At 62.9% G+C, this 26,998-nt stretch carries 27 protein-coding genes and 1 tRNA gene; 9 read left to right on the top strand and 19 right to left on the bottom strand.

The features are described 5' to 3' along the window. Positions 1-4: 4 nt before the first annotated feature. The 6 genes from lpdA to eno all read right to left on the bottom strand — a co-directional run bounded on the left by lpdA (position 5) and on the right by eno (position 7,316). Positions 5-1,402 carry a dihydrolipoyl dehydrogenase gene (gene lpdA, locus ACOOE1_RS03460; RefSeq protein WP_420404947.1) on the bottom strand — a complete coding sequence of 466 codons (1,398 nt, stop codon included), beginning with the start codon at positions 1,400-1,402 and terminating at the stop codon, positions 5-7. A gap of 98 nt (positions 1,403-1,500) precedes the next feature. Beyond that, entirely contained in the window at positions 1,501-2,826 is a 1,326-nt protein-coding gene (locus ACOOE1_RS03455) for a pyruvate dehydrogenase complex dihydrolipoamide acetyltransferase (protein WP_420404946.1), read from the bottom strand. Positions 2,827-2,840: 14 nt separating this feature from the next. Beyond that, on the bottom strand, positions 2,841-4,220 hold the full coding sequence (locus tag ACOOE1_RS03450; protein WP_420404945.1) for a pyruvate dehydrogenase complex E1 component subunit beta: 1,380 nt from the start codon (positions 4,218-4,220) through the stop codon (positions 2,841-2,843). A gap of 54 nt (positions 4,221-4,274) precedes the next feature. Continuing rightward, positions 4,275-5,318 carry a pyruvate dehydrogenase (acetyl-transferring) E1 component subunit alpha gene (pdhA, locus tag ACOOE1_RS03445; RefSeq protein ID WP_420404944.1) on the bottom strand — a complete coding sequence of 348 codons (1,044 nt, stop codon included), beginning with the start codon at positions 5,316-5,318 and terminating at the stop codon, positions 4,275-4,277. Between the two features lie 153 nt (positions 5,319-5,471). Next, on the bottom strand, positions 5,472-5,867 hold the full coding sequence (locus ACOOE1_RS03440) for an FtsB family cell division protein (protein ID WP_420404943.1): 396 nt from the start codon (positions 5,865-5,867) through the stop codon (positions 5,472-5,474). Between the two features lie 165 nt (positions 5,868-6,032). Then, the gene (gene eno / locus ACOOE1_RS03435) at positions 6,033-7,316 is read right to left on the bottom strand and encodes a phosphopyruvate hydratase (RefSeq protein WP_420404942.1); all 1,284 of its coding nucleotides are present in this window, start codon (positions 7,314-7,316) and stop codon (positions 6,033-6,035) included. Between the two features lie 163 nt (positions 7,317-7,479). Here eno and ACOOE1_RS03430 point away from each other — a divergent pair, with 163 nt between their 5' ends. From ACOOE1_RS03430 to ACOOE1_RS03415, 4 genes are all read left to right on the top strand, one after another. After that, complete coding sequence (locus ACOOE1_RS03430; protein WP_420404941.1) at positions 7,480-7,953, top strand: cupin domain-containing protein; 474 nt, start codon at positions 7,480-7,482, stop codon at positions 7,951-7,953. Between the two features lie 190 nt (positions 7,954-8,143). Then, positions 8,144-8,581 carry a glyoxalase superfamily protein gene (locus ACOOE1_RS03425; protein WP_420404940.1) on the top strand — a complete coding sequence of 146 codons (438 nt, stop codon included), beginning with the start codon at positions 8,144-8,146 and terminating at the stop codon, positions 8,579-8,581. 192 nt (positions 8,582-8,773) lie between these two features. Further along, positions 8,774-9,553, top strand: coding sequence for an HpcH/HpaI aldolase family protein (locus ACOOE1_RS03420; protein ID WP_420404939.1), 780 nt, complete (start codon positions 8,774-8,776; stop codon positions 9,551-9,553). Then, positions 9,550-10,527 (top strand): 2-hydroxyacid dehydrogenase, encoded by a 978-nt coding sequence (locus ACOOE1_RS03415; RefSeq protein ID WP_420404938.1) that lies wholly within the window; start codon positions 9,550-9,552, stop codon positions 10,525-10,527. Before ACOOE1_RS03420 ends, ACOOE1_RS03415 begins: the two co-directional genes overlap by 4 nt. 112 nt (positions 10,528-10,639) lie before the next feature. On the opposite strand, the gene ACOOE1_RS03410 is transcribed toward ACOOE1_RS03415, so the two are convergent. The 5 genes from ACOOE1_RS03410 to tpiA all read right to left on the bottom strand — a co-directional run bounded on the left by ACOOE1_RS03410 (position 10,640) and on the right by tpiA (position 15,859). Beyond that, positions 10,640-12,046, bottom strand: coding sequence for a tetratricopeptide repeat protein (locus ACOOE1_RS03410; protein ID WP_420404937.1), 1,407 nt, complete (start codon positions 12,044-12,046; stop codon positions 10,640-10,642). 20 nt (positions 12,047-12,066) lie between these two features. Continuing rightward, entirely contained in the window at positions 12,067-12,909 is an 843-nt protein-coding gene (gene kdsA / locus ACOOE1_RS03405) for a 3-deoxy-8-phosphooctulonate synthase (RefSeq protein WP_420404936.1), read from the bottom strand. Positions 12,910-12,930: 21 nt separating this feature from the next. Then, positions 12,931-14,565: a CTP synthase gene (locus ACOOE1_RS03400; protein ID WP_420404935.1), complete on the bottom strand. Its 1,635-nt coding sequence runs from the start codon at positions 14,563-14,565 to the stop codon at positions 12,931-12,933. A 103-nt stretch (positions 14,566-14,668) separates the two neighbouring features. Continuing rightward, positions 14,669-14,992: a preprotein translocase subunit SecG gene (secG, locus tag ACOOE1_RS03395; protein WP_420404934.1), complete on the bottom strand. Its 324-nt coding sequence runs from the start codon at positions 14,990-14,992 to the stop codon at positions 14,669-14,671. A gap of 120 nt (positions 14,993-15,112) precedes the next feature. Continuing rightward, on the bottom strand, positions 15,113-15,859 hold the full coding sequence (gene tpiA / locus ACOOE1_RS03390) for a triose-phosphate isomerase (RefSeq protein WP_420404933.1): 747 nt from the start codon (positions 15,857-15,859) through the stop codon (positions 15,113-15,115). 174 nt (positions 15,860-16,033) lie between these two features. Between tpiA and ACOOE1_RS03385 the strand changes: the two genes are divergently transcribed. Both ACOOE1_RS03385 and trpE read left to right on the top strand, forming a co-directional pair. Continuing rightward, the gene (locus ACOOE1_RS03385; protein WP_420404932.1) at positions 16,034-17,956 is read left to right on the top strand and encodes a peptidyl-prolyl cis-trans isomerase; all 1,923 of its coding nucleotides are present in this window, start codon (positions 16,034-16,036) and stop codon (positions 17,954-17,956) included. Beyond that, positions 17,956-19,464 carry an anthranilate synthase component I gene (gene trpE, locus ACOOE1_RS03380; RefSeq protein WP_420404931.1) on the top strand — a complete coding sequence of 503 codons (1,509 nt, stop codon included), beginning with the start codon at positions 17,956-17,958 and terminating at the stop codon, positions 19,462-19,464. The genes ACOOE1_RS03385 and trpE overlap by 1 nt, the downstream gene beginning before the upstream one ends. A gap of 81 nt (positions 19,465-19,545) precedes the next feature. Here trpE and ACOOE1_RS03375 read toward each other — a convergent pair whose 3' ends face one another. After that, positions 19,546-20,751 carry an MFS transporter gene (locus tag ACOOE1_RS03375; RefSeq protein WP_420404930.1) on the bottom strand — a complete coding sequence of 402 codons (1,206 nt, stop codon included), beginning with the start codon at positions 20,749-20,751 and terminating at the stop codon, positions 19,546-19,548. Positions 20,752-20,898: 147 nt separating this feature from the next. Between ACOOE1_RS03375 and ACOOE1_RS03370 the strand changes: the two genes are divergently transcribed. Both ACOOE1_RS03370 and ACOOE1_RS03365 read left to right on the top strand, forming a co-directional pair. Next, on the top strand, positions 20,899-21,162 hold the full coding sequence (locus tag ACOOE1_RS03370; RefSeq protein WP_420404929.1) for a hypothetical protein: 264 nt from the start codon (positions 20,899-20,901) through the stop codon (positions 21,160-21,162). Between the two features lie 53 nt (positions 21,163-21,215). After that, positions 21,216-21,704, top strand: a complete 489-nt coding sequence (locus ACOOE1_RS03365) for a hypothetical protein (RefSeq protein ID WP_420404928.1) — start codon at positions 21,216-21,218, stop codon at positions 21,702-21,704. Positions 21,705-21,723: 19 nt separating this feature from the next. On the opposite strand, the gene ACOOE1_RS03360 is transcribed toward ACOOE1_RS03365, so the two are convergent. The 7 genes from ACOOE1_RS03360 to ACOOE1_RS03330 all read right to left on the bottom strand — a co-directional run bounded on the left by ACOOE1_RS03360 (position 21,724) and on the right by ACOOE1_RS03330 (position 26,336). Next, a tRNA-Pro gene (locus ACOOE1_RS03360) sits at positions 21,724-21,800 on the bottom strand. A 98-nt stretch (positions 21,801-21,898) separates the two neighbouring features. Further along, a complete protein-coding gene (locus ACOOE1_RS03355; protein WP_420404927.1) occupies positions 21,899-22,414 on the bottom strand; it encodes a MerR family transcriptional regulator in 516 nt (171 codons plus the stop codon). Positions 22,415-22,434: 20 nt separating this feature from the next. Beyond that, positions 22,435-22,746 (bottom strand): integration host factor subunit alpha, encoded by a 312-nt coding sequence (locus ACOOE1_RS03350; protein ID WP_193180539.1) that lies wholly within the window; start codon positions 22,744-22,746, stop codon positions 22,435-22,437. A gap of 242 nt (positions 22,747-22,988) precedes the next feature. Next, entirely contained in the window at positions 22,989-23,975 is a 987-nt protein-coding gene (locus tag ACOOE1_RS03345) for a beta-ketoacyl-ACP synthase III (protein WP_420404926.1), read from the bottom strand. Then, positions 23,972-25,036: a phosphate acyltransferase PlsX gene (gene plsX, locus ACOOE1_RS03340; protein ID WP_420404925.1), complete on the bottom strand. Its 1,065-nt coding sequence runs from the start codon at positions 25,034-25,036 to the stop codon at positions 23,972-23,974. The genes ACOOE1_RS03345 and plsX overlap by 4 nt, the downstream gene beginning before the upstream one ends. 142 nt (positions 25,037-25,178) lie before the next feature. After that, positions 25,179-25,736 (bottom strand): YceD family protein, encoded by a 558-nt coding sequence (locus tag ACOOE1_RS03335; RefSeq protein ID WP_420404924.1) that lies wholly within the window; start codon positions 25,734-25,736, stop codon positions 25,179-25,181. A gap of 60 nt (positions 25,737-25,796) precedes the next feature. Continuing rightward, positions 25,797-26,336, bottom strand: a complete 540-nt coding sequence (locus ACOOE1_RS03330; protein ID WP_420404923.1) for a ubiquinol-cytochrome C chaperone family protein — start codon at positions 26,334-26,336, stop codon at positions 25,797-25,799. Between the two features lie 178 nt (positions 26,337-26,514). On the opposite strand from ACOOE1_RS03330, the gene ACOOE1_RS03325 reads away from it, so the two are divergent. Then, entirely contained in the window at positions 26,515-26,973 is a 459-nt protein-coding gene (locus tag ACOOE1_RS03325; RefSeq protein ID WP_420404922.1) for an outer membrane protein assembly factor BamE, read from the top strand. Positions 26,974-26,998: the final 25 nt, after the last annotated feature.

Here is a 26,998-nt window from a genome sequence, read left to right as displayed (position 1 = left end):
TCCGTTAGAAGTGGATCGCACGCCCGTAAGCGTCAAGCACCGACTCGTGCATCATCTCGCTCAGCGTCGGGTGCGGGAACACGGTGTGCATCAGTTCGGCTTCCGTGGTCTCGAGCGTCTTGGCCACGCTGTAGCCCTGAATCAGCTCGGTCACCTCGGCGCCGATCATGTGCGCGCCCAGGAGTTCGCCGGTCTTGGCATCGAACACTGTCTTCACCAGGCCTTCCGGCTCGCCGAGCGCGATCGCCTTGCCGTTGCCGATGAACGGGAAACGACCGACCTTCACCTCGTGCCCGGCTTCCTTCGCCTGCGCTTCGGTCAGGCCGACGCTGGCGACCTGCGGCTGGCAGTAGGTGCAGCCAGGAATCCGCTTGGTGTCGAGCGGATGCACCCCTTTCAGGCCGGCAATCTTCTCGATGCAGACGATCGCCTCGTGGCTCGCCTTGTGTGCCAGCCAGGGCGCGCCGGCAATATCACCGATGGCATAGACACCAGGCTCGCCGGTGCGGCACCATTCGTCGATCTCGATATGAGTACGGTCGACCTTCACCTTGGTGTTCTCGAGGCCGAGATCCTCGACATTGCCGACAATACCGACGGCGGAGATTACCCGGTCGAAAGTATGTTCCGTGCTCTTGCCGCCCTTCTCGATGGTAGCGGTCACCTCCTTGGCGCCGCGCTTGAGACTCTTCACCGTCGCCTTGGACATGATCTTCATGCCCTTCTTGGTAAAGGCCTTCTCGGCGAAGGCCGAGATTTCCGCATCCTCGACCGGCAGCACGCGGTCCATTACCTCAACGACTGTAACGTCGGACCCGAGGCTGTTGAAAAAGCTCGCAAACTCAATACCGATCGCGCCCGAGCCAATGACCAGAAGACGCTTCGGCATGGTGTCCGCGACGAGCGCATGCTTGTAGTTCCAGACCAGCTCGCCATCCGCCTCGAGGCCCGGCAGGTCGCGCGCCCGGGCGCCGGTCGCGAGAATGATGTGCTTGGCGCCGAGGGTCTGCTTCTTGCCCTTCTCGTCGATCTCCACCTTGCCTTGCCCGGCAAGTTTGGCATGCGCCATGAAGACCGTGACCTTGTTCTTCTTCAGCAGGTGGCCGACGCCCTGGTTCAGCTGCTTGGCAACGCCGCGCGAGCGCTGCACCACCTTGTCGAGATCGAAGCCGATATCGCCCGCGCTGAGGCCGAAACTGTCGGCGTGTTTCATGTGATCGTAGATTTCGGCCGAACGCAGCAGAGCCTTGGTCGGGATACAGCCCCAGTTGAGGCAAATGCCGCCCAGATGCTCACGTTCCACCAGCGCCGTCTTCAGGCCGAGCTGCGCGGCGCGGATCGCGGCCACGTAGCCGCCGGGGCCGCCGCCGATGACAAGAATGTCGAACTGGGTATCAGCCATCTTTTTCCTCCGGTGCTGGCGCCCTCACCCGCGAGATCTCGGGGCCAAGCCAATCAATACGCTTGAAAAGGGGAGCGGGCGGCAGAGCCGCCCTGCCCTCACAGCAGCATGGTCAGCGGATCTTCGATCAGCTTCTTGAAAGCGGCGAGGAACTCGGCGCCGACCGCACCGTCGACCACCCGGTGATCGACCGAGAGCGTGCAGCTCATCACCGTGGCGACCGCCAGCGCGCCGTCCTTGACGACCGGGCGCTGCTCACCGGCACCGACCGCCAGGATCGCGCCCTGCGGCGGGTTGATCACGGCCGCAAAATCCTTGATCCCGAACATGCCGAGATTGGAGATCGAGAAGGTACCGCCCTGGAATTCCTCCGGCATCAGTTTGCCCTCTCGGGCCCGGCCGGCCAGGTCCTTCATCTCCCGTGAGATATCGAGCACGCCCTTGTTCTGCGCGCCCTTGATCACAGGGGTGATCAAACCGCCTTCAATGGCGACGGCGACGGAAATGTCGACCGACTTGAAAATGCGGATCGCCTCGTCTGTCCAGCTGGCATTGGCCGCCGGAACCTTCTTGAGTGCCTGCGCGGCCGCCTTGATCACGAGATCGTTGACCGAGACCTTTTCGCCATCGAGCTTGCCGTTGAGTTGTCTACGGACATCGAGCAGATCGTCGATCTCGCAATCTATGGTGAGATAGAAATGCGGCGCGAACTGCTTGGACTCGGTCAGGCGTTTGGCGATCACCTTGCGCATGGTCGAGTTCGGAACTTCCTCGAATTCCGGCAGGCCGGGCACGTCGGCGCTCGGCGCCGCACCGAGGGACGGCGCGGCCGCGGGGGCTGCCGGAGCGGCAGTCTCGGCCGGGGCGGCCTTGCCGGCCCCGCCTGCAATCGCCTGTTCCACATCATGTTTCACGACCCTGCCATTCGGACCGGAACCCTGAATCTGGCCAAGATCGAGGCCGGCCTGTTCAGCCATGCGCCGTGCTAGCGGGCTGGCGAAAACCCGGTCACCGGACGAAGATGCGGTCGCCGGGGCAGCAGGAGGTGGCGCCGGGGGCGCTTCCGCTTCCGGTTTGGGGGCTTCCGCCTTTGGTGCTTCCGCCTCTGCCGGCTCGGGTGCGGCTTTCGGGGCGGGAGTACCGCCGGCGACCGCGTCCATGTCAACGCTGTCGGCGTCTTCGCCTTCTTCCAGAATCACCGCGATCGGCTGGTTGACCGCGACGTTATCGGTACCGGCGGCGACAATGATCTTGCCGAGCACGCCTTCGTCAACCGCCTCGACCTCCATGGTCGCCTTGTCGGTCTCGATCTCGGCGATCACGTCGCCGGCGGAAATGGTATCGCCCTCGGCGACCAGCCAGGAGGCGAGCTTGCCCTCGGTCATGGTCGGCGACAGGGCCGGCATCAGAACGGAAATGGCCATGGCGTGTCTCTCCCTCAGGCGCGGTAGCAGACGGACTTTGCCGCCTCGACGATGTTCGCGGCTTGCGGCAGGGCCATCGCCTCGAGATTGGCCGCGTAAGGCATCGGCACGTCCAGCCCTGCAACCCTGGTGACCGGCGCGTCGAGGTAATCGAAGGCCTGCTCCATCATCAGCGCCGCGATTTCGGAGCCGATGCCGCACGTGGCCCAGCCTTCCTCGCAAGTGACCAGGCGATTGGTCTTCATGACCGAATTGACGATGGTCTCGGTGTCGAGCGGTCGCAGGGTGCGAAGGTCGATTACCTCGGCGCTGATCCCCTCTTCCGCCAGCTTCTCGGCCGCCTGCAGCGCCTTGCCGACCATGATCGAAAAGGCGGTGATGGTGACGTCGGAACCCTCGCGCACGATCTTCGCCTTGCCGATCGGCACGGAGAATTCCTCGCTTTCCGGCACGTCGAAAGACTGTCCGTAGAGCACCTCGTTCTCCAGGAAGATCACCGGGTTCGGGTCTCTGATCGCGGATTTCAGGAGTCCCTTGGCGTCGGAGGCCGAATAGGGCGCGATCACCTTCAGACCCGGGCAGTGAGCGTACCAGCTGGCATAGCACTGGGAGTGCTGCGCGGCGACCCGGGCAGCGGCTCCGTTCGGTCCGCGGAAGACGATCGGGCAGCCCATCTGGCCGCCGGACATGTAGAGCGTCTTGGCGGCGGAGTTGATGATGTGGTCGATCGCCTGCATGGCGAAGTTGAAGGTCATGAACTCGACGACCGGCTTCAGTCCGCCGAAAGCGGCGCCGACGGCAAGACCGGCGAAACCGTGCTCGGTGATCGGGGTATCGATCACGCGCTTGTCGCCGAATTCCTGCAGCAGTCCCTGGGTCACCTTGTAGGCGCCCTGATATTCGGCCACTTCCTCTCCCATCACGAAAACACGCTCGTCGGAACGCATTTCCTCGGCCATCGCGTCGCGCAGGGCCTCGCGGATGGTCTGGGTCTGGACCTTGTCGAAATACTTGTCCTCGTCGCTCGCCGGCGCTTTCGCGGCAGGGGTCGCGGGAGCGGTTGCCGGCGCTTCGGCGGCCGGAGCGGGTTCAGGCGCGGGCTCGGCGGCTTGTGTAGCGGCAGGTGCGGATTCGGCCGCGCTTGCATCCTCGCCCTCTTCCAGGAGCACCGCGATCGGCGTGTTGACCGCGACATTATCGGTACCCGCCTCGACGAGGATTTTGCCGATCACCCCTTCGTCGACGGCCTCGACCTCCATGGTCGCCTTGTCGGTCTCGATCTCGGCAAGCACGTCGCCGGCGGAGACCGTGTCGCCTTCCTTGACCATCCAGGTCGCCAACTTGCCTTCGGTCATTGTCGGCGACAGAGCCGGCATCAGGATTTGTACGCTCATTCTTCTTCCCTCCCGCGGTCCGCGCGCAATGCAGCGCGGCGCCCGCGCGCTGACTTATGCTTCGACCAGGACGTCCGTATAGAGCTCGGACGCATCCGGTTCCGGGCTCGATTGCGCGAAATCGGCGGCGTCGGTGACGATCGCCTTGATCTCCTTGTCGATGCCTTTCAGCTCGTCCTCGTCGATCCCCATCTCGAGCAGCGTCGCGCGCAGATGATCGATCGGATCGTGCTCCTGCCGCATCTTGTTGACCTCTTCCTTGGTCCGGTATTTCGCCGGGTCGGACATGGAATGGCCGCGATAGCGGTAGGTCTTCATCTCGAGGATGTAGGGCCCCTTTCCGGCACGGCAGTGCTTCACTGCCTTTTCCGCCGCTTCGTGCACGGCAACGACGTCCATGCCGTCCACTTCCGCGCCCGGGATGCCATATGCGGCGCCCCGCTGGGACAGCGACGTGCCGGCCGCGGCACGCGTCACGGAGGTTCCCATGGCGTATTTGTTGTTCTCGATGATGTAGATGACCGGAAGTTTCCAGAGAGACGCCATGTTGAAGCTCTCGTAGACCTGGCCCTGGTTCAGGGCCCCGTCGCCGAGATAGGTCAGGCTGACCTCCTTGCTGCCGTTATATTTGTTCGCGAAAGCGAGGCCGGTGCCGATCGGCACCTGGGCCGCGACGATGCCGTGACCGCCGTAGAAATCCTTTTCGCGGCTGAACATGTGCATCGAGCCGCCCTTGCCCTTGGAATAACCGCCGATGCGGCCGGTCAGTTCCGCCATGACCCCTTTGGCATCCATGCCGCAAGCGAGCATGTGACCGTGATCGCGGTAACTGGTCACGACCTTGTCGCCCTTGCCGATCGCCGCCTGCATGCCGACAACGACCGCCTCCTGTCCGATATAGAGATGGCAGAACCCGCCGATCAGACCCATGCCGTACATCTGCCCCGCCTTCTCCTCGAAGCGGCGAATGAGCAGCATGTCGCGATAGTACGGAAGAAGTTCCGCGACCTTGTTCTTCGGTGGGCTGCTGGTTCGGGATTTACGAGTCCGTGTGGATGCGCCGCGGCTGCCGCCGCCGGCTGACTTCGCTTGAGCCATCTCTCTCCCTTTCGACCGGAACGAGGCGTCGCTTTGACGAAACGATCTCCGCCTCACTTGGTGTCAAATCAGGAATACTTCAAATTAACCTGATTTTCAACAGAGTTAACTCATTGAGAAAAAAGGGAATTACTATAATTAACCAATTTATGGTTAATTTGCGCGGGAAGCCATTGAAATCGCCTGCGTTTCGACCATTCCGGTCGAACCAAACGGCGAATTGACGTCCTGATATCCGGCGAGATCCTGAAGCACGAACTCGTCCCGCCCCTGATAGTTCAGCACGATGCGCGCCTGTTCGGTGAGCAGATCCCGGTCGATGCTTTCCGGATGCAGCATCGCGACTTTCTTTTCCAGCGCCTCGCGACGCCGCTTGAGAACCGCGAGCCTGGATTCCGCAGCTTCGATGCGGCTGTCGAGCGCCCGCCAGGCGTGGACCCCGCGATCGCCCTCGACGGCATGGAAAACGAAATAGCCGAGAAGCAGGCAACCGATAACCGGCCCCACGATATGCCGCGCGCGACGTCTGATCTCGAATGCGAGAGTCATCAGCTCCTCCGTTACGCAGGAGTGAATCACCGGCGAATCGGGCGGTCAACGTGAACGAAATGGGAACCTTGGATTTGGGGTTCCCAACTGGAACAATATGTTGCGAAAAAGACTCACCCGGAGGCCGGCGGGCGGCCTCCGGGCGGGTTTGTCACGTAAAAAGTATCAGGCGCGAGCTCCGAGCCCTGCGCGACCCGCATAACGCGCCGCGGGACCGAGATCTTCCTCGATCCGGATCAGCTGGTTGTACTTCGCCATCCGGTCGGAGCGCGAGAGCGATCCTGTCTTGATCTGCCCCGCATTCACTGCGACCGCGAGGTCGGCGATGGTCGCGTCTTCGGTCTCGCCGGAACGATGCGACATGACCGTCGTATAGCCTGCCTTGTGCGCGGTCTCGCAGGTTTCCAGGGTCTCGGTCAGGGTGCCGATCTGGTTCACTTTCACCAGGATGGAATTCGCCGCGCCCTTGGCGATGCCCTCGCGCAGACGCTTCGGGTTGGTGACAAACAGATCGTCGCCGACGATCTGGACCTTCTTGCCGATGCGGTCGGTCAGCGCCTTGAAGCCGTCCCAGTCATCCTCGGAAAGCGCATCCTCGATCGAGACAATCGGGTAGCGGTTGCAGAGATCCTCGTAGAGATCGACCATGCCGCCGCTGTCCAGCGTCTTGCCCTGCCCGGACAGAACGTACCGGCCGTCCTTGAAGAACTCGGTCGAGGCCGGGTCGAGCGCGATGGCGACATCTTCGCCCGGGCGGTAGCCGGCCGCCTCGATCGCGGACATGACGAAGCCGAGCGCTTCCTCCTCGCTCTTCAGGTTTGGCGCGAAGCCGCCCTCGTCGCCCACATTCGTGCTGTGGCCGGCCTCGGAAAGCTTCTTCTTCAGCGCATGGAACACTTCCGCGCCGACCCGCACGCCGTCCGCCAGGGTCTCTGCAGAGACCGGCATGATCATGAATTCCTGAAAATCTATCGGATTGTCGGCATGGGCGCCGCCATTGATGATGTTCATCATCGGCGTTGGCAGGATATGGGCGAATGCGCCGCCGACGTAGCGATAGAGCGGCATGTCGAAATCGGACGCAGCCGCATGGGCGACCGCGAGGCTGACGCCGAGCATGGCGTTGGCGCCGAGACGTTCCTTCTTGTCGGTGCCGTCAAGTTCCAGAAGGGTCTGGTCGATGACGATCTGCTCGGAAGCTTCCTGACCGAGCAGCGCGTCGAAAATCTCGCCGTTCACGGCATCGACCGCCTGCAGTACGCCCTTGCCGCCGTAACGATCGGCATCTCCGTCGCGCAGTTCCAGAGCTTCATAGGCACCCGTGGAGGCGCCAGATGGCACGGCCGCACGGCCCTGCGCGCCGGTCTCCAGCGTCACGTCGACCTCAACGGTCGGATTGCCGCGGCTGTCAAGAATTTCACGCCCGGTGATATCGACGATGGCGCTCATGGGTTCGCTCTCCAGAAAGACGATAAACGGTTCGGAAACGGCGGTTGCGCCGGCGCGCACAGGCATACTCGCGGCGAGGAAAGGTTGCAATGCCGTCGCCGCACTTTTGTGCGATCCGAAACCATCCCATATGCTGCAGGCACACGCGCCAAGGGAGAGAGCGATGTCGAAATTCACCAGTCCGGCCTTCGATCCGATGGACGTCTCGCCGCGGATCGGCAGCGGCTATCCGGAACCGTTCCAGCAAGGTTGCGAGAAGCGCGAGAAACGCCGTCTCGGCGAGCATGGCGGTCTGGTCAATTTCGGCGTCAACCTGACCACCCTGCCGCCGGGCCAGGGTTCGGCCATCCGGCACTGGCACACAATGCAGGACGAGTTCATCTTTGTCGTCTCCGGCGAGCTGACCCTCATCACTGACTCGGGAGAACAGGTCCTCACCGCCGGCATGTGCGCCGCCTTCCCGAAGAACGTCCCGGATGGGCATTGCCTGGTCAATCGCTCCGGCGCGCCGGCGAGCTATCTTGAGATCGGCGACCGGACACCAGGCGATGTCGGGCATTATCCGGACGTGGATCTGGTGGCGGACGGGAAGACGGGCACGTACGTCTTCACCCGCAAGGATGGAACGCCCTACTGAGGCCGGATGCGATTGACAAAGATCGGCGTGCGGCTATTTTCGCGGCCCGGGCAGGGCATGCCTGCCGCTCGCGGCTCTGCCACGGTGAAATGCTCCGGCGTGACAATGAACAAACCCATGTCTCCGGCATGCGGGATTGGCAAGGCGAGCACCATTCGGATCCGCATGTCGCGATACTGAAAGGTTTGTCATGTCCGACCTCGATATCCTGCCCTCTATCGAAGACCTGAAATTCAGCGCCCGCGAGCTGCGCAGGGACCTCGCCGCGCAGGGATCCGGAATTTCTCACGGTCAGGCACTTGAGCGGATTGCCGTAGACCTGGGCTTCAAGGACTGGAATACTCTTTCCGCCGCGGTGAGGCGGCAGAGCACCAAATGCCCGGTTTCCAAGGGAGAGAGGGTTACCGGCCACTATCTCGGTCAGCGCTTCACGGCGACGGTCATCGACGCCCATGCCCTCGACTTGCACTCCCGGTACCGCGTTAGCCTGCATTTCGACGAACCGGTCGACGTGGTGACATTCGACAGCTTCTCGGCCTACCGCCAGCGCGTCACCTGCACGCTAACCCCGGACGGCAGCACGCCGCAGAGGACGTCCAACGGAAAGCCGCAGCTGGTGCTGGACTGAAAGTCCCCGCAAGGAATCTCCCCGTCGCGCTATATCCGCGTCGGAACGACAGTTCGCCGCCCCGCGTCCGCCCGGGTCTAGTGACATGACGAACCGGGCGGAGCTACGGTTCAGAGACGATTTTCACGCACGCGGTCGCGGCGGTCGCGGAAGACCCGCGATCGAAGAAGGCGGGCATGGGGAGGAAACAGGATGACGGGGATCCGCGAAAAAGCGATGTCCGGAACACCGGTCTACGGTGCGATGGTGTTCGAGTTCTTCAGTTCCGGCATTCCGGCGATTCTGTCGCAAGCTGGATGCGAGTACGTGCTCTATGACATGGAGCACAACGGCGCCGGTTTCGAGACCCTGAAGGCCCAGGCCGCCATGTGCCGGGGCCATCCGATCGTGCCGATGGCCCGGGTTCCGGCTTCCGACTACCACTTCCTCGCCCGGGCCCTCGATATTGGTATGCGCGGCGTCATGGTCCCGATGGTGGAAAGCGGTGAACAGGCTCGCGCCATTGCCGAGGCGACGCGTTATCCGCCGGTCGGCCGCCGTGGTGCGGCTTTCGGCTTTGCTCACGACGGCTATGGCGGCGGCACGCCGGCGGACAAGATCGCGGAGGCAAATACCGAGATCACCGTGATCGCCCAGATCGAGACAGAACGCGGCCTGGAGAACGTCGAGGAGATCGCCGCAGTCGAGGGGATTGACGTGCTCTGGGTCGGCCAGTTCGATCTTACCAACTTCCTCGGTATTCCCGGCGATTTCGACAATCCGCGTTTTACCGACGCTGTCGCACGCACCGTCGCGGCGGCCCGCGGGCACGGCAAGGGCCTCGGCTTCATGGTCACCGACGAGACCTGGGCGGCGCGTGCGCGGGATATGGGCTTCAACATGGTGGCGGTCGGCACCGACCAGGGACTGCTGATGCGGGGCGTCACCTCGGTTCTGGACGCCGCAAAGCAGTCCGGGAGCGAAAGACAATGACCTTCAAAGTCGCGACCACGCGGGATCTGATGAATGCGGCCGGCGAACCGATCTTCGACCCGGCTCTCTTTGATCTGCTGAAAGCAAACCCCGGGATCGAATGGGAGTGGCTGCCGGAGGATGTCACGGAAATCACGCCCGACATCGCCGCGCGCTATGATGCCATCCACATCAACCTGCCGCGCGTCACCGCGGCCTCCGTCGGCCGGGACGATTGCCGTGTGAAGATCTTCGCCCGCAACGGGGTCGGCTTCGACACCGTCGATCTCGAGGCTTGCAAAACGAAGGGAATCGCCGTTACCAACACGCCGATCGCCATCCGCCGTCCGGTCGCGGTTGCCGCCCTCACCCTGATCTTCGCGCTCTCAGGCAAGCTCTTCAAGAAGGACCGCATCGTCCGCGACGGGCGCTGGAACGATCGGGTCGACCATATGGGGACCGGTCTCACCGGTCGCACCCTCGGGATGATCGGCGCCGGCGGCATCGGGCAGGAACTGATCCCTCTCGCCCGTCCTTTCTTCAAGGAGATCCAGGTATGCGATCCCTATGTCGAGGCGGAGGTCTTCCAGCGTCTCGACGCCCGAAAGGCGAGTTTCGACGAGGTTCTCGGCGCTGCCGATTTCCTGCTGGTCGCCTGCCCGCTGAATGACGAGACCCGGCACATGATCGACGCCGACGCCTTCCGGCGGATGAAGCCGACCGCCTGTTTCGTCAATGTCGCCCGTGGCCCGATCCATGACGAGGCCGCGCTCGCCGATGCCCTCTCCTCGGGCGAAATCGCCGCGGCGGGGCTCGACGTCACCGAGCAGGAGCCGATCTCGCCGGACAGTCCGCTGCTCGCGATGGAGAACACGATCATCACCCCGCATGCGCTCTGCTGGACCGACGAGTGTTTCGACGACATCGCCCGCACGGCGCTGCAGTCGATCCTCGATGTGTCTGAAGGCCGGGAGCCGGTGCATCGGGTGATTTGAGCGGAAGCGCCAGTCTTAAGGAGCTGTCGTTGTTCGCGCGCGCAGGACCCCACGAATCATAGGGCTCAGCTTGCGTTCGCTCGGTCCCCACTCTCGCGGGGATGACAGTATTCTAGGATGCGGAGCGAAGCTCGGCCGCTCTTGCCCTCGCAGCCGAAGCATCCAGCCCCGACGCGCCCAGGGCCTCGCCGTAGCGCTCCCAGCTCCAGGCACTCTTGGGTTTCCTTTCCGTCCTCTCGGACAGCAGCGCGCGTGCCTTGGCGGTCTTGCCACCCTTCAGGCTCGCATCCACCAGCATTTCCTCGAAAACGTCGCGCTGGGCGTGGCTGCCGCCGATCGACTGGATGTCGTACCGCACCGGCCAGATGAGCGAGACCGCCCGTGCCGGATTTCCAGTGCGGAGCGCCGACATCGCCTCGGCAAGGGCAAGACCGACCTGTCGCGTGATCCTCGCCTGTGTCTGATCCCGTGTCGCTTCGCTCTCGGCATAAGCGCGCAATTTTTCGGTCATCTCGGTGGCTTCCGCCATCCGGCCTGCGCCGAGCAGCGCCATCAGGTAATGCAGGGAGACAAAGATCAACTCGTGATCGTCAAGATGGTTCCTGGCAATATCGGCCAGCTGCGCCCAGCGCTCCGGACCGACCCGCATGCCATAGAGTTCGAGGCGCCAGAGCAGAGCCGCGGCATTGACCACATCGAGATACTGGTCCGCCTCCAGATCGCTCGCGACCTGCGCGTCGTAGAGCGCCAGCACCTCGTCCAGTTCATAACGTTCCAGATGGAACAGAGCCCGGTGCCACCAGACATGGAAGCGGAAATTGTGAACCGTGGACCAGTGCGGCTCCAGCCCCTTGATCCAGTCGATCCCCTCCAGATGCCGGCCTTCCATCTCCATGACATGCGCAACGGCATGGACGGACCAGGCGTCCTTCGGATCGATCTCGACCGCCTCTCGGGCATAGCGCTCGCCCTTGCGGTAATCTCCCGACTCCTCCAGGCCGAAACCGTACATTCCGATCAAATTGCCGTAGAGCGGGTGCGACTTGTCCCAGGCATGCATGACGCGGGCGACGCTGTCGCGCATGCGGGCGCCGCTGCCTGCGTAGAAATGGGCGAAATGCGCGAGACGGAGGGCAAGCATGTCGCGCGGCGCATCGAGCAGGATACGCTCCCAGGCGTCCGCGGCACCGTCGATATCGCCGGCGCACCAGGCGCCAAGCGCCGCAAGGTGGCCCTTCTCCCGTTCCGTCGTTTCCATCCGGGCAAAGAGTTCTGTCGCCGTGCCAAGCGCCTTGTCCGCGCGCACCGACATCGCTCCGGTGCCGAAGAGCTTCATGAAGTAGCCCTTGGTCACATGGGCGAGCGGCATGTCGGGATCGGCGGTCAGGGTATCTTTCAGGCGGTCACCTACATCGCGGGTGAACCGGACATAACCTTCGACGGTCGAGCCGAAGGCCGATGCCGCCTCCCCGGAGGCCGCCGTGACATCGAGTCCGAGACCGTCCGCGTAAACCGGCATGTTTCTGCTCCCTGAGACGCTTATCCGAGACTGATTGGGTTCGCCTTCGCGAGACGATCGAAGGCCAGAAGAGTTTCGAGCAGTGTGCGCATTTCCGCAAGGGGAACCATGTTCGGCCCGTCGCTCGGCGCGGTGTCCGGATCCTGATGGGTTTCGATGAAGAGACCGGCCACCCCGACCGACGCAGCGGCCCGCGCCAGCACGGGAACGAATTCCCGCTGCCCGCCCGAGCTGTTGCCCCGGCCGCCCGGCTGTTGCACCGAATGGGTGGCATCGAAGATCACCGGATAGCCGGTCTGCGCCATCGTCGGCAGCCCCCGCATGTCGGTCACAAGCGTGTTGTAGCCGAAACTCGTACCGCGCTCGGTCAGAAGGATATTCTGGTTTCCGGCCGCGGCAACCTTGCCGACGGCGGGCTCCATGTCCCAGGGTGCGAGGAACTGTCCCTTCTTGATATTCACCGCCTTGCCCGTTTCGGCGGCGGCGAGAAGAAGGTCTGTCTGGCGGCAGAGGAAGGCCGGGATCTGCAGGATATCGACATATTCGGCCGCGGGCGCACATTGCGCCGCGTCATGGACGTCCGTCAGGACCGGACAACCGAAGCGCTCGCGCACCTCCGCGAGGATCGGCAGCCCCTTCTCCATTCCGATGCCGCGTCCGGCGCTGGCGCTGGTGCGGTTCGCCTTGTCGTAGGAGCTCTTGTAGACAAAGCCGATGCCGAGAGCCTCGGTCATCCCGACAAGAGCCTCCGCCATCTCCATCGTGTGTTCGCGGCTCTCCATGGCGCAGGGGCCGGCGATCAGCACGAACGGCTCCCCGTTTGAGAAGGAAACGGGTCCGACGGTAACGGTCTTCGCGGTCATCCCAGGCTGCTCCGGGCAAGGTTAGACGAGGCGCGACTGGGTAACCGCGGCCTCGATGAAGCTGGTGAAGAGCGGGTGCGGATCGAACGGTTTCGACTTCAGCTCCGGATGGAACTGCACGCCGATGAACCACGGATGATTCGGCAGTTCGACGATTTCCGGCAGTTCGCCGTCCGGCGACAATCCGGAGAAGTGAAGCCCCGCCGCCTCCAGCTTGTCCTTGTGGTTGATATTGACCTCGTAGCGGTGCCGATGGCGTTCGCTGATCCGTTCCTTGCCGTAGATCTCCCGCACCTTGGAATTCGCAACCAGATCGCAATCATAGGCTCCGAGCCGCATAGTCCCGCCGAGATCGCCGTCCGCCGCGCGCTTTTCCATTTCGTTGCCGCGCACCCACTCGGTCAGCAGGCCGACCACGGGCAGGTCACAGGGACCGAATTCGGTCGAACCGGCACCGTCCATGCCGGCGAGCGCACGCGCAGCTTCGATCACCGCCATCTGCATGCCGAAACAGATCCCGAAATAGGGAATCTTGTGCTCCCGCGCAAAGGTGACGGCCTTGATCTTGCCTTCCGCCCCGCGCTCGCCGAAGCCGCCCGGCACAAGGATGCCGTGCACGTCCTCGAGGCGATGAATGGTGTCGTCACGTTCAAAGATCTCGCTGTCGATCCAGTCGAGCTCGACCTTCACCTTGTTGGCGATTCCGCCGTGAGCGAGAGATTCCGCAAGCGACTTGTAACTGTCGAGCAGGCTGGTGTACTTGCCGACCACGGCAATCTTCACCGTGCCTTCCGGGTTGCGCACGGTATGGGTGATGTCGGTCCAGCGCGAGAGATCCGGCCCCGGCGCCGTCTCGTCCAGCAGATCGAAATGGCGGCAGACTTCAACGTCGAAGCCTTCGTTATGGTAGGCAACCGGCACGTGATAGATCGAATCCACGTCGAGTGCCGGGATCACCGCTTCAGGACGGATGTTGCAGAACAGCGCGATCTTGCGCCGCTGATCGGCCGGGATGTCATGTTCGGAGCGGCAGAGCAGGATGTCGGGCTGGATACCGACGCTCTGCAGTTCCTTCACCGAGTGCTGAGTCGGCTTGGTCTTGAGTTCGCCCGCGGACGCGATCCAGGGCACAAGCGTCAGATGCACGAAGAGCGAGCGCTCGCGACCCAGTTCGTTGCCGAGCTGTCGGATCGCTTCGAGGAACGGCAGGCTCTCGATATCGCCGACCGTGCCGCCGATTTCGCAGAGGACGAAATCCTCGTCGCCGAGATTGGAGCGGCAGAAATCCTTGATCGCGTCGGTGACGTGCGGAATGACCTGGATCGTTGCCCCGAGATAGTCGCCGCGGCGCTCCCGGGAAATCACGTCCATGTAGATTTGACCGGTGGTCACACTGTCGTTCTTGGTCGCCGAAACACCCGTGAACCGCTCGTAGTGGCCGAGATCGAGGTCGGTCTCCGCGCCGTCGTCGGTGACGAAGACCTCGCCATGCTGATACGGGCTCATGGTGCCCGGATCGACATTCAGGTAGGGGTCGAGTTTCCGCAGACGAACCTTGTATCCGCGCGCCTGCAGCAGCGAACCAAGGGCTGCCGAAGCGAGGCCTTTGCCAAGAGATGAAACCACGCCGCCGGTGATGAAAATAAAGCGAGACATGGAGCTGCGTTATATCCGAATTGGTGGAGCTGACCTAATCAAAACGCACCCCGTCGCCCGCCCGATTTCAAGCGGGACGCGAGGCACGTCTGAAATCGTAGAGTTACTGCGAGAGCGGAACCTGCGGACCGGACGGAGCCGCCGGCTCGGAACTCTCCTGAACCTGGTCCGCGATCGAACCGGTCTTGTTCGTCTCGGCGAGAATCGCGAGCAGAATGCTGGTGGCGAAGAATGCCGTGGCGAGAATCGCGGTGCTGCGGGTAAGCAGGTTGGCCGTGCCGCGCGCCGACATGAAGCCGCCCATGCCGCCGCCGCCTCCTCCGCCGCCACCGATGCCGAGTCCGCCGCCCTCGCTCCGCTGCAGCAGAACAACAATGACGAGCGCGAGCGCGATCATCAGGTGGATGGCAAGCAGGACTTCAGTCATTGGTCTTTCCCGGCTCTCGTCCGGCGCGAATTAATATCGCGCCGCGGACGGCAGAATGAATCTCGCGGGGTTTTAGCTCCCCAGCCGCGACTTGGCTAGCGCGAATTGAACCCGTGGCCGTCACCCGGCAGCGGCGGCGATGGCCAGAAAATCCTCCGCCTTGAGGCTCGCACCGCCGACCAGCGCCCCGTCGACATCCGCAAGCCCCAGGATTTCGGCGGCGTTTCCGGGTTTTACCGAGCCGCCATACAGCAATCGCAGCTCTCCAGCCCCGCCGAGCATTGATGCCGCGACCGTTCGCATATGGTCATGCATGGCCGCAATGTCATCGGTCGTCGGCGTGCGGCCGGTCCCGATGGCCCAGACGGGCTCGTAGGCAATCACGACGCCGGTTTCCGTCGCCCCTTCCGGGAGTGAGCCGCGTATCTGGGTCTCCACCACGGCTTCCGCCTTTCCCGCATCACGTTCCGCCTCGGTCTCGCCGACGCAAACGATCGGGATCAGACCTGCGGCAAGAGCGGCTTCCGCTTTCGCTTTCACGGTGGCGTCGGTTTCTCCGTGATCGGCGCGGCGCTCGGAATGGCCAACGATGACATGGGATCCGCCAAGATCCCCGATCATCGCCGCGGCCACGTCGCCGGTATGGGCACCACTCTCCTTCATGTGACAATCCTGTCCGCCGACCGCGATCATGCTCCCCTCGAGCATCGCCGCGACCGGGGCAATCAGCGTCGCCGGCGGGCAAACCAGCATGTCGGCGGAACCATTCGCGGTAAATTTCGCCGCCAGCGCGGCCGCCAGCGCCTCTCCTTCGGCGCGCAGCAGGTTCATCTTCCAGTTTCCGGCGATCAGGACGCGGCGTGTCATCTCGGTGTTTCCCCCGCAGCGGATTGAAAAGGCGGCACCGGCATAGCACATCGGATCGTAAGGTTGGGAGGCCGGATTTCACTCGGAATTGCGAGTTGCAGCACGGATCGGCCCGCTTCTATGATGCGCCTCCCCGTGAGGGGCCCCATAAACCGAGAAAGCCGCGACGTACCCATGCTCCAAATGATCCGCTCCCGCGTCACCTCGATCTTCGTCAAGGGACTTTTCGTTCTGCTGATCGCTTCCTTCGCGGTCTGGGGGATCGGCGACATCTTCCTCGGCTCGCCGACCGGCAAGGCCGCCATCGAGGTGGGCGATGTCGAGATCACGACCGCCGAGGTTCTCGACGAGTTCGAACGCGTCCGCCGCACAATGGGGCTGCAGATGACTGCCGAGGAGGCCGCCCAGATCGGCGTGCTCGAGCAGGTCATGAACGACCTCGCGAACCGTGCCCTGTTCATGGCTGAGTCCGGCGAGCTCGGACTTGCCGTCGGCGAGGACATGGTGAAGCAGAGGATCGCCGAAATGCCGGCCTTCCGCGATCAGAGCGGCAAGTTCAATCCGGACATGTTCCGCCAGGCGCTGTTCCGCGCGCAGCTCAGCGAAGCCGGATTCGTGACGTTGCTACGCGAAGAAATCCGCCGCGATCAGATCCTCAATGCAGTGACCGCAGGGCTCGCTGCTCCCGAAATACAGGCGAATACCTACTACCGCTACCGCAACGAGCGGCGCGAGGCGAAGCTGGTTACGCTCGACGCGGCATCCCTGCCGGAGCCCGCGGCACCGACAGAGAGCGAGATCGACAGTTTCTATAACGAAAACAAGGAACGCTATCGGGCGCCGGAGTATCGCACCGCGACCGTGCTTTCCCTGACCCCCGACGCCCTCGCCGAAGAAATCGAGGTGTCAGACTCCCGGCTTAGCGAAGCTTATGAGGCTCGTCTCGGCGAGTTCCAGACCGCCGGCCGCCGTGCCGTCGATCAGATCTTCCTCGCCGACAAGGAAACCGCCGAAAAAGCAGCCGCCGCGCTGGGCGAGGGCCAGGCCTTCGAGAAGGTCGCCGAAGACGTGGCCGGAATGTCCCCCGATTCCCTCTCACTCGGCAGCGTGACCCGCGCGGATCTCGAAGGCACCGCCCTCGCCGATGCCGTCTTCGACGCCGAACTGAACCTCCCGACCGCCCCGGTCGAGAGCGATCTCGGCTGGCACATCTTCCGCGTGACCGAAATCGTGCCTGAAAGCACACAGTCCTTCGACGAAGTGAAGGAGATCCTCAAGCGTGACATCGCCCAAAACGACGCGCTCGACCGAATCTACGAGATCGCCAACCAGATCGAGGACTCGCTTGCCGCCGGCGATACCATCGAGGAAGCCGCCAAAGCGGCCGAACTGAATGCCGTCACACTTCAGGATGTCGATCGGCAGGGCCGCGGAATGGATGATATGGAAGTGGGTGGCATTGCGGCTGATCCGGGTTTCCGAACAACCCTTTTCTCGACCCCCTTGAACGAACAGAGCCAGCTCGAGGAAACCGCTGACGGCGGCTACTTCATTCTCCGCGTCGACGGCATCACCGAAGCGGCCGTCCGGCCTTTGGCCGACGTGAAGGAGCAGGTCGTCGCCGACCTTCTCGCCGAGCGCCGCGCGGACGCCAATCTGAAACGCGCCCAGAACCTGGTCCAGGAGGCTGCGTCCGGCGGTCTCGTCGCGGCGGCGGAGAAAGCCGGGTATGACACCAGGGACCTTGCCCCCTTCACCCGCACCGGCGACGGTCTGCCCGACGGCCTGCCGGCAGATGTCGCGGAGATCGCGTTCGACCTCAAGATCGGCGATATCGGCATGTCGGAAGATCTGACCCAGATCCACATTGCCGAACTGACGGCGATCAAGGACGCCGACGCGGACAGCACCGGCGACGCCATCGCCCCGCTCGCCGGGCAGGTCCGGGCGGGCATGGCGGCGGACGCCGTCGAGCTGCTGGTCGCGGCCCTGCGCGGCTCTCACAGCGTTTCGATCAATACGGGCCTCCCGCTTTCCGTCATCCAGGGTGGCGATACCGGCGGCACCGTCCCGCAACAGAGCGGCGGACTGTTCTGATGCAGGTTTCTCCCGAACGCGCCCCGTTTGCAGCCTCCTATGCCGACGGGAAGGCCCAGGTCGTCTGGACCACGCTGGTCGCGGATCTGGAGACGCCGGTTTCCGCGATGATGAAGCTGGCCGAGCGCAAGGCGAACGCCTTTCTGCTCGAGTCCGTCGAGGGTGGCAGCGTGCGCGGCCGCTTTTCTATCATCGGCCTGCGGCCGGACGTAATCTGGCGCTTCAAGAAGGACAAGGCCGAGATCAACCGGCAGGCGCGGATCGATCCGCATGCCTTCGAACCCTGCCCGGAGGCCCCCCTCGCCTCTTTCCGCAGCCTGCTCGCGGAATCCGAGTTCGAGTTGCCGGAAGGCCTCCCGCCGATGGCTTCCGGCCTTTTCGGCTACATGGGCTACGACGCCGTGCGCCTCGCGGAGAAAATCCCGGACGCCAACCCCGACGACCTGCAAATACCCGACGGACTCTTCCTGCGACCGACGGTGATCTGCATCTTCGACCGCCTCGAGGACGTGGTGACGATCGTCACGCCGGTGCGACCGGACGAGGGCATGTCCGCGGACGCGGCCTACGACGCGGCACGGGCGCTTCTTTCCGACATGCTGCAGGATTTCGACCGCAACCTGCCGCTGGCGCGCCAGGGGGTCGGAGAACCCGCCAGGCTACCGGAGCCCAGCTCCAACACCACCCGCGAAGAATTCCACCGGATGGTGGAGACGGCAAAAGACTATATCGCCGCGGGCGACGCCTTCCAGGTCGTCCCGTCGCAGCGCTTTTCGGTTCCGTTCAAGCTGCCGCCGCTGGCGCTCTACCGCTCGCTGCGACGCCTCAATCCCTCGCCGTTCCTCTTCTATTTCGATTTCGGCGATTTCTCGATCGTGGGCTCCAGCCCGGAGATCCTGGTACGCGTGCGCGACGGCGACGTCACGCTCCGCCCCCTCGCCGGCACCCGCAGACGCGGCGCCAATGCCGAAGAGGACAGGGCCCTGGCCGAAGACCTGCTGTCCGATCCGAAGGAACGGGCCGAGCACCTGATGCTGCTCGATCTCGGGCGCAACGATGTCGGGCGGGTGGCGAAGATCGGCACCGTGAAGGTGATCGAGCAGTTCGTCATCGAATATTACTCCCACGTCATGCACATCGCCTCCCATGTCGAGGGAAAGCTGCGCGATGGGCTGGATGCGCTCGACGCGCTCTGGGGCGGTTTCCCGGCGGGGACCGTTTCCGGAGCCCCGAAGGTCCGGGCGATGGAGATCATCGACGAGCTGGAGAAATCGCGGCGCGGAGTCTATGCGGGGGCGGTCGGCTATTTCAGCGCCAACGGCTCGATGGATACCTGTATCGCGCTGCGCACCGCAGTCGTTAAGGACGGCACGATGTACGTGCAGGCTGGCGGCGGCGTAGTGGCGGACAGCGATCCGGAAGGCGAATATCAGGAATCGGTCAACAAGGCCCGCGCCCTGTTCCGCGCCGCCGAGGAAGCCGTCAAGTTCTCCGCACGGAGCAGCTGACAGACCCTAATCAGTCCTGTGAAACGCCATATTTGTTCTCGTGAAACAACGCGTTAGACGGCGTCATTCACACTGCGCAACCTATTCCGCGGGCTCTGCGGCGAGTTTCGGGACCGGCTCTCCCTCACCTGCCGGCAATAGCAGGGCGGCCGCGAACGCCGTCGCCGCAAGAGCACCGAGAATCAGGAACAGCCAGGTAAAGTCCCCGGTCGCACTGTAGACCCAGGCCAGCAGCGGAACCGCTCCGGCCGAGACCCCGAGGGTCAGGAGGAACTTGACCCCAAAGGCCGTCCCCCGCCAGGCGGGCGGCGTGAAGCGCGCGAAAAGCGCATTCTCCGTCGGCACCGCGATGGTGTTCGAGAGCACCATCACGATAGAGACCGGGAACAGCAGCCAGCTGTCGATCGAGGCGACAATGACAAGGAACGGGATCTGTATGATCCAGGCGGTGACATAGACCCTTTTCTTGTTGAACCGGTCCGCCAGCCATCCGCCGGCGATCTGCGCCCCGCCGGAGCAGAAATAGATAGCCGAGACCAGCAGTCCGATGCCGAACAGCGCGTCGCCGCTCCCGAGACGGTTCTCGAACAGCTTCGGCAATGCAAAGGAGGTCGCCTGATAGATCAGGCCCGAACAGCAGACCGTGACGGCGAGCGCGAGCGCCCCGCGCTGCATGTCCTTGCGCGTGGTCTCGGACGGCGCCGACGCGGCCTTCCCGGTGTCATTCTCGATCCAGCCGCGCCAGACCCCGAGAGCGAGCAGCAGGCCCGTCACGACGCAGACGATCCCCGGGAGAATAAAGGCGAGCCGCCAGGAACCGAAATCGGCAAGTAGGGCCGCAATCAAGGGGGCCGACCCGACGCCGAGACTGCCGAACACGCCATTGATGCCAAGCGCCTTGCCGCGGTTCGCCACATGGCGCACCACCCAGGCGATCCCGACCGGATGATAGATGGAGGCGAAGAAACCGATCGCCGTCAGGCCGGCGGCGATCTGGAACAGCGAGTTGGCAAACCCGGTGAGGATCGACATCGCGCCGGTGCCGATAAAGAACACCACCATCATACCCGTCGCGCTCCAGCGGTCGCCGAGATAGCCCGCCGGGATGGCGCAGAGGCCGAACATGAGGTTGCCAAGGAACATCAGCCCGATCAGTTCGTGATAAGGGGCGGCGAACACGGATTCGAGCGCAATCACGGCTGTCGGATAGAGCAGCATGAAGAAATGCGAATAGAAATGCCCGATGCTCGAAAACCCAAGCGAAAGGCGATCGGACAAAGGATTCATGGCCGAAATTCCATCATGAGCGAATGACGCAATCGTCGCAGGACTTCGAAATGCCCACAACTCCCCTTTGTGCATTTGACTCATTCCGGCGCGCCATTACCATGAGTCGCGAACAGTTCTTCGCCATATGGCGCCGGAAAAGTCAGGATGTCCGAAACACCTGTACGCGAGACGCGAACCGCAAAGCGGCCGACCAAGACACAGATCGCGTGGCTCAGGCGCGGTCTGAGCGAACCCGGCGGAAAACTCCCGCTGTTCAACGATCAGGGGCAACGGGTAAACGACCGGATGGTGCGGTCCTGCCTGGAGCACGGCTGGGCGGAGCCCTGGTTCGAGAATCCATTGAAGCCGAACTGGCTTGTCTGCAAGCTCACGGATCTCGGGCGCAAGGCCGTCAACGGGTCGCCCTAATGTGCAATCGCGTATTCTCGCCGGCTCCCGCTTCATCGTATTGGAAACGTTGAATGACTCTTGAAGAGTATCTGAGCGTCATCGTCGACAGCAAAGCCGACGACTGGCGCACCTCCAACGTTCCCACCTTCATGCACAGGATCGTCCCCTCGCGCACCCCCGGTTCGGATTTCGAACTGCAGGAGCACAATGTCCTGATGAACTACATGCCCGATATCCGCTTCTCGATGGCATGGGGCCTGGTCGCCGATCGCAACTACGCCGAACCCTGGCTGGAGAAGCTGCCGAACAAGCGCGGCGACGCCGTGATCCTCGATTTCCTCTTCAATGGCGCTCTGGTGTATCGCGACATCCTGATCGCGGTGGATAATTGGCGCTGCATCCTGCCGCAACCGATGAACACCGAAAGCCCCCCCTATCGGGTCCAGGAACAGCGCATGCAGATCGCCCGACTGGTGCACGGACTGGTCGGCCCGGATTCCAGTTTCGGCGCCTATTTCAAGCGTCTGGGCATGGTGCCGGCAAAAGTGCCGTGGCCGTGAGATGTGTCGGGGAAATCAATGGTCGGAGCGGCGGGATTCGAACCCACGACCCCTTCACCCCCAGTGAAGTGCGCTACCAGGCTGCGCTACGCTCCGACCGATTGAGACGGTCTCTCTAGCCCGTCACCAGAGCGGAAGCAAGCGCCTTGAAGCGCCTGCATCGTGCAATTTCCGGATTGCGTTCAGAAACCGGCTCAGCGCCGGACCCGGTCCAGGGCCTTTTTCAGGGATTCCAGTTCGCCGAGCGCCGTGCGGACCTCTTCCATCGCATCGGTGGCGAGACCGTCCTGACCGTTGCCGTCCGCCGATGCCGCCGCGGCCTCCGGCTCGAACGGCAGGCCCGGCTGGGCGTCCGCTTTCGCCGCATTGTTCGGCCCGGGGATCTCCGGGTCGTACTCGCCGCCGTCATTACGCATCGCGGCGCGCGCGCCACCATCTTTCAGCAGCTTCTGCACGCCCTTGATCGTGTAGCCATCCTGATAGAGCAGCGTCCGGATCCGGCGCAGCAGCGCCACATCCTCAGGACGGTAATAACGGCGCCCTCCGCCGCGCTTCAGCGGCCGCACCTGAGAGAACTTGGTTTCCCAGAAACGGAGAACGTGCGGCGGAACCTCAAGATCGTCTGCAACTTCGCTGATCGTGCGGAAAGCCGACGCGGACTTGCCGTTCCTACGCGTCCCAGTGCTCTGATGGTCGGTCTGCATAGCCATTAGGCGTCATGCCTCCGTACTCACCCGGCGTCGCCGCCAAGCCCTTCGTTGATCCGGTTCTTGAGGACGTGGGAAGGCCTGAAGACCAGCACTTTGCGCGGCAAAATCGGAACTTCCTCTCCGGTCTTGGGATTGCGGCCAATGCGCTCCCCTTTCTGGCGCACCAGAAAGCTCCCGAACGAAGAGATCTTCACCACCTCGTCGCGAGACAAGGATTGCGCAATTTCTTCGAGAACAGCTTCAACCAATTCGGCGGACTCGTTACGAGAAAGACCGACTTCTTGGTACACTGCCTCGCTCAATTGAGCCCGTGTAACCGTCTTACCAGTCATAGCCACCCCCATCCTTAAGAGCCTAAAGTATCGCGGAAAATCGGCACCGTCAATTAATCGACTTATTACAGGAATTTGGAGGTGTTTTCTGACCTAATCTCGAACCGCGCGGCGCCAATTGAAAGGAGAAACCCGCGACTTTGGAGATCGAGGCCTAACTCACTGAAACTCCGGAAAATTAGCGCCTCGACGCAGGGGAGCGCGCCGTAACATGGCAGAAAAAGGAGCGCGCCAGATCCTATTCAGGGAGCGCCGATTCGGACCAGCCCAGCCCCCCATACGAGCCCGCCACCGATCGCCTCGAAGAGGACGAGGTCGCCATTACTGACCCGGCCGTCCGCCACCGCCTCGGACAGCGCAAGCGGTACCGACGCAGCCGACGTGTTGGCATGCCGGGCGATCGTCGAAACCACTTTCTCGTCGGGCAGCTTCATTTTCTGCGCCATGCTCTTGATGATCCGGGCGTTCGCCTGGTGCGGGATCAGCCAGTCGATGGCGGAGGAGTCGAGGCCGTTGGCCTCAAGCGCCTCGTCGATCACACCGGAAAGCTTGGAGACGGCGTGGCGGAAAACCTCCTGCCCCGCCATGCGGACATGACCGACGGTCCTGGTCGAGGACGGACCGCCGTCGACATAGAGGATGTCGCGATGCCGTCCGTCGGAATGGAGGTGAGTCGAGAGCACGCCGAAACCGTCATCGTCTTCCTCCTCGCGGGCCGCCCGCAGCACAACCGCGCCGGCCCCGTCTCCGAAGAGCACGCAGGTCGAGCGGTCTTCCCAGTCGAGAATCCGGCTGAAGGTCTCGGCACCGATCACAAGCGCCGCACGCGCCTGTCCGGCCTTGATGAAATTGTCTGCCGTCGCAAGGGCATAGATGAATCCGGCGCAGACGGCCTGAATATCGAACGCGGCCCCGTGATCCATGGCGAGTTTCGCCTGTACCTTGGTGGCGGTGGAAGGAAAGGTATCGTCCGGTGTCGTCGTCGCAACGACGATGAGGTCGATATCCGCAATCTCCATGCCGGCATTTTCGAGCGCCGCGCGCGCTGCGGCGACGGCGAGGTCCGATGTCATCTCGCCGTCCGCGGCCACGTGCCGCTGCCGGATACCGGTCCGCTTCGAGATCCATTCATCCGAGGTGTCGACTTTTTCCGCCAACTCGTCATTCGTGACGATCCGCTGCGGCAAGTATGCGCCGCAGCCGACCAACAGAGACTTCTTCAGGGTCATGAAGCTACCGATGTCTGGCGTGTCAGGGCCGCACCCTCGTAGTCCCCGTAGAGTGCGATCTCTTCTTTGACTTTATCTAGGAAATTGTAACGGCACATATCGGCGGCGACGCAAACAGCATTGGCGAACCCAAGCGCGTCGGTTCCGCCATGGCTCTTCACGCTGATGCCGTTGAGGCCGAGGAATACGGCGCCGTTATAGCGCCGCGGATCGAGCCGTTTGCGCATCTGCTCGAGCGCACCCCGGCAAAGCAGATAGCCAATCCGGGCGGCCCAGGAAGACTTGAAGGCATCGCGCAGGAACTGGGTGATCATGCGAGAGGTGCCTTCGGCGGTCTTGAGCGCGATATTGCCGGAAAATCCGTCCGTAACGATCACGTCGACCGTGCCCGCGGTGATGTCGTCGCCCTCGACGAAGCCGATATACTCGAAGCTCTCCGACTTGATCTCGCGCAGGATCGCGGCGGCGCCGCGGACGGCATCGCTGCCTTTCTGCTCCTCGCTGCCGACATTCAGCAAGCCAACCGTCGGTCGGCTGAGACCCAGCACCAGACGGGAGAAAATCTCTCCCATCAGGGCGAACTGGACGAGATTCTGTGAGTCGCAATCGACATTGGCACCCAGGTCGAGCATGCAGGTCTCGCCGCGCCGTGTCGGAAAGAAGCTGGCGATGGCCGGACGTTCGATGCCCGGGCACATCCGCAGGACGAATTTCGACATCGCCATCAGCGCGCCGGTATTGCCGGCGGAGACCACACCGTCGGCCGCGCCTTCCGCAACCTGATTGATCGCGAGCCGCATGCTCGAATTGCGCCCCGAGCGCAGCGCCACGGAGGGCTTTTCCGCGGCGCCGACCGCCTTGTCGGTATGAACGAGCTTGAAGTCACTGTTCGCCAGCCGTTTGGTCTTTTCGATCAGCGGCCGAAGCTGCGCCTCGTCACCAACCAGAATCAGCTTGAGATCCGGCATCCGCGCGAGAGCGATATCCGCACCGCGAATCACAACATCGGGCGCGTTATCGCCGCCCATAGCGTCCAGGGCCAGTGTTGGGCCGTCTACCATGTGTTCGACATCATCCAGGTTGAAGACGCGGCCACAACGGCGCGTTTCGAAACCTCTCGGCAGTTAACCTTCCACAGATACGGATTGCAGGAAGGAGGATGCACGAGGGTCATAGGCAAAGCTTCACAAAAGTTCAATATTTTTAGTCCCCATTTCGAAGCCGATCCCGCATGCCTGCCAGAACCGAAAACGGGTTCTCTTCTTCGTCTTCTGCGTCACTGTCCGTCCAGACGACCCCGTCCGGAGCGTCCCCTTCTCCCGGTTTCCGCGGATGCTCGTCGAGCAGTAGCGACAAATTCTGGGATATGACCTCACCGAGGTCAAACCCGCCATCCTCGATCAGCCCCATATTTTCATCATCCGGCGGAAGGTCCAGTTCGGCCTGATGGCCGGTTTCAACCTCCCCGGTCAAGACCTCGCTGAACTGATCCTCGATAACCGCATCGAACGCCTCGAGCGAGACCACGGACAAATAGGTCAGATGGGCCGAGATCCTGCCGGCGATCCGCACCGCCCGGTCCTTGGCCAGGCGCTCGACGGAGACCGTCGCCGAAAGGGAAGCAAGCGACGGCAGGCCAAAGCGCGTTGCAAGCGCGCGACATTCCTCCGGCGTGGCTTCCACGTCGAAATGGGTGACCCGTTTCTTCAGGTCCTTGATCCGGACGGGGCGCGAGAATTCGCTGTTGTCTGTGTGTTCCATGGGAAGCGCACAATATGCGCAGTGCGCCCCGCCCTCAAGCGGCAAGCACTGGAAGCCGCCTTATGGGGTGCGGAAACCGAGTTCGCCGGCCGTGATGGTCTCTACAGGCCGGGCGTCCAGATGGGCGGCCTGCGCGATGACATATCCGGCCATTGCACCGGAATGGGCCTGCGCCGCGCTGTCTCCGCGATAGAGATTCCGCAACAACGCCTCGCCAAGCAGATCGTTCCGATCTCCGTTCGGGGCCGACAGAGCTGCTTCGTATGCATCGAGACGACCGTAGAAGGCGTGTCCCATCTCTTTGACTTTCTTGCCGATCGAGATGTCGCTCACCCCGATTTCCCGGAGCGACTGGTCCATGTCTGTAAAGAGTGTATCGAAGAGGGCCTGCGAGAACGCTTCCGATTCGCCGGCCTCGCCTTTCAGCCGGATCAACACCAGCGCCGTGTGAAGCACCAGGAGGTCGAACCGACCGTCGAGCGTGTCCGGAACCCCGAAACCGGTATAGAAATCCGGAATCCGGGATTGTCGCACGATCTCTTGATAGGCCTTCGCCGCCGCATCGGTGGAGGTATTGCGCTTGAACAACTTGCTGAGCACCGCGCGATCCCGCTTCGGGTTTGAGTTGAACGCAAAATGGCGACGCAGTCGGTCCACGTCAACGACCGGGAACAGGATTGTTGACCTCGGGCCGGTCGGTCCCCAAATTGGCGGCAGCCCGCCTGCCCTCGGCGCATGGCGGTTCTCAGTCATGGACAAGACGTCACGGAGAGAACGAGTGAGCCGCAAACGGTTCCAGCGTACCGGCTTCGCCCTAACGATCTTCGCCTTTGGCCTGCTCGCCTGCTCACCTCGTGTGGCGATCCACGGCAACATGGTCGATATCGACACTCTCGCGGCGATCGAGCCGGGCGAAAGCGACAAGGGACGGGTGCTTGCCCTGCTTGGTTCTCCATCGACGGAGAGTCAGTTCGGCCAGGAGACCTGGATGTACATCGCTCGCCGCACCGAACAGACCGCCTTCTTCGCCGAGGACGTCGTTGATCAGCGCGTGATCTATATCGCCTTCGATGAGAACGGCGTCGTTGACAGTATCGGGCGCCTGAACAAGGAAGACGGCAAGCGGATCGAATATGTCGGTCGGGAAACCCAGACCGCAGGCCAGAAAATCACCTTCCTGCAACAGCTCTTCGGCAATATCGGCCGCTTCAACCAGGACGGCGCCTTCAGCCAGTAAGGCCCCGCATCCCTGAACGAGAAAG

It is taken from the genome of Nisaea sp., from assembly GCF_965216895.1.
Lineage (GTDB): Bacteria > Pseudomonadota > Alphaproteobacteria > Thalassobaculales > Thalassobaculaceae > Nisaea.
This window is presented reverse-complemented; position numbering and strand designations above follow the sequence as displayed.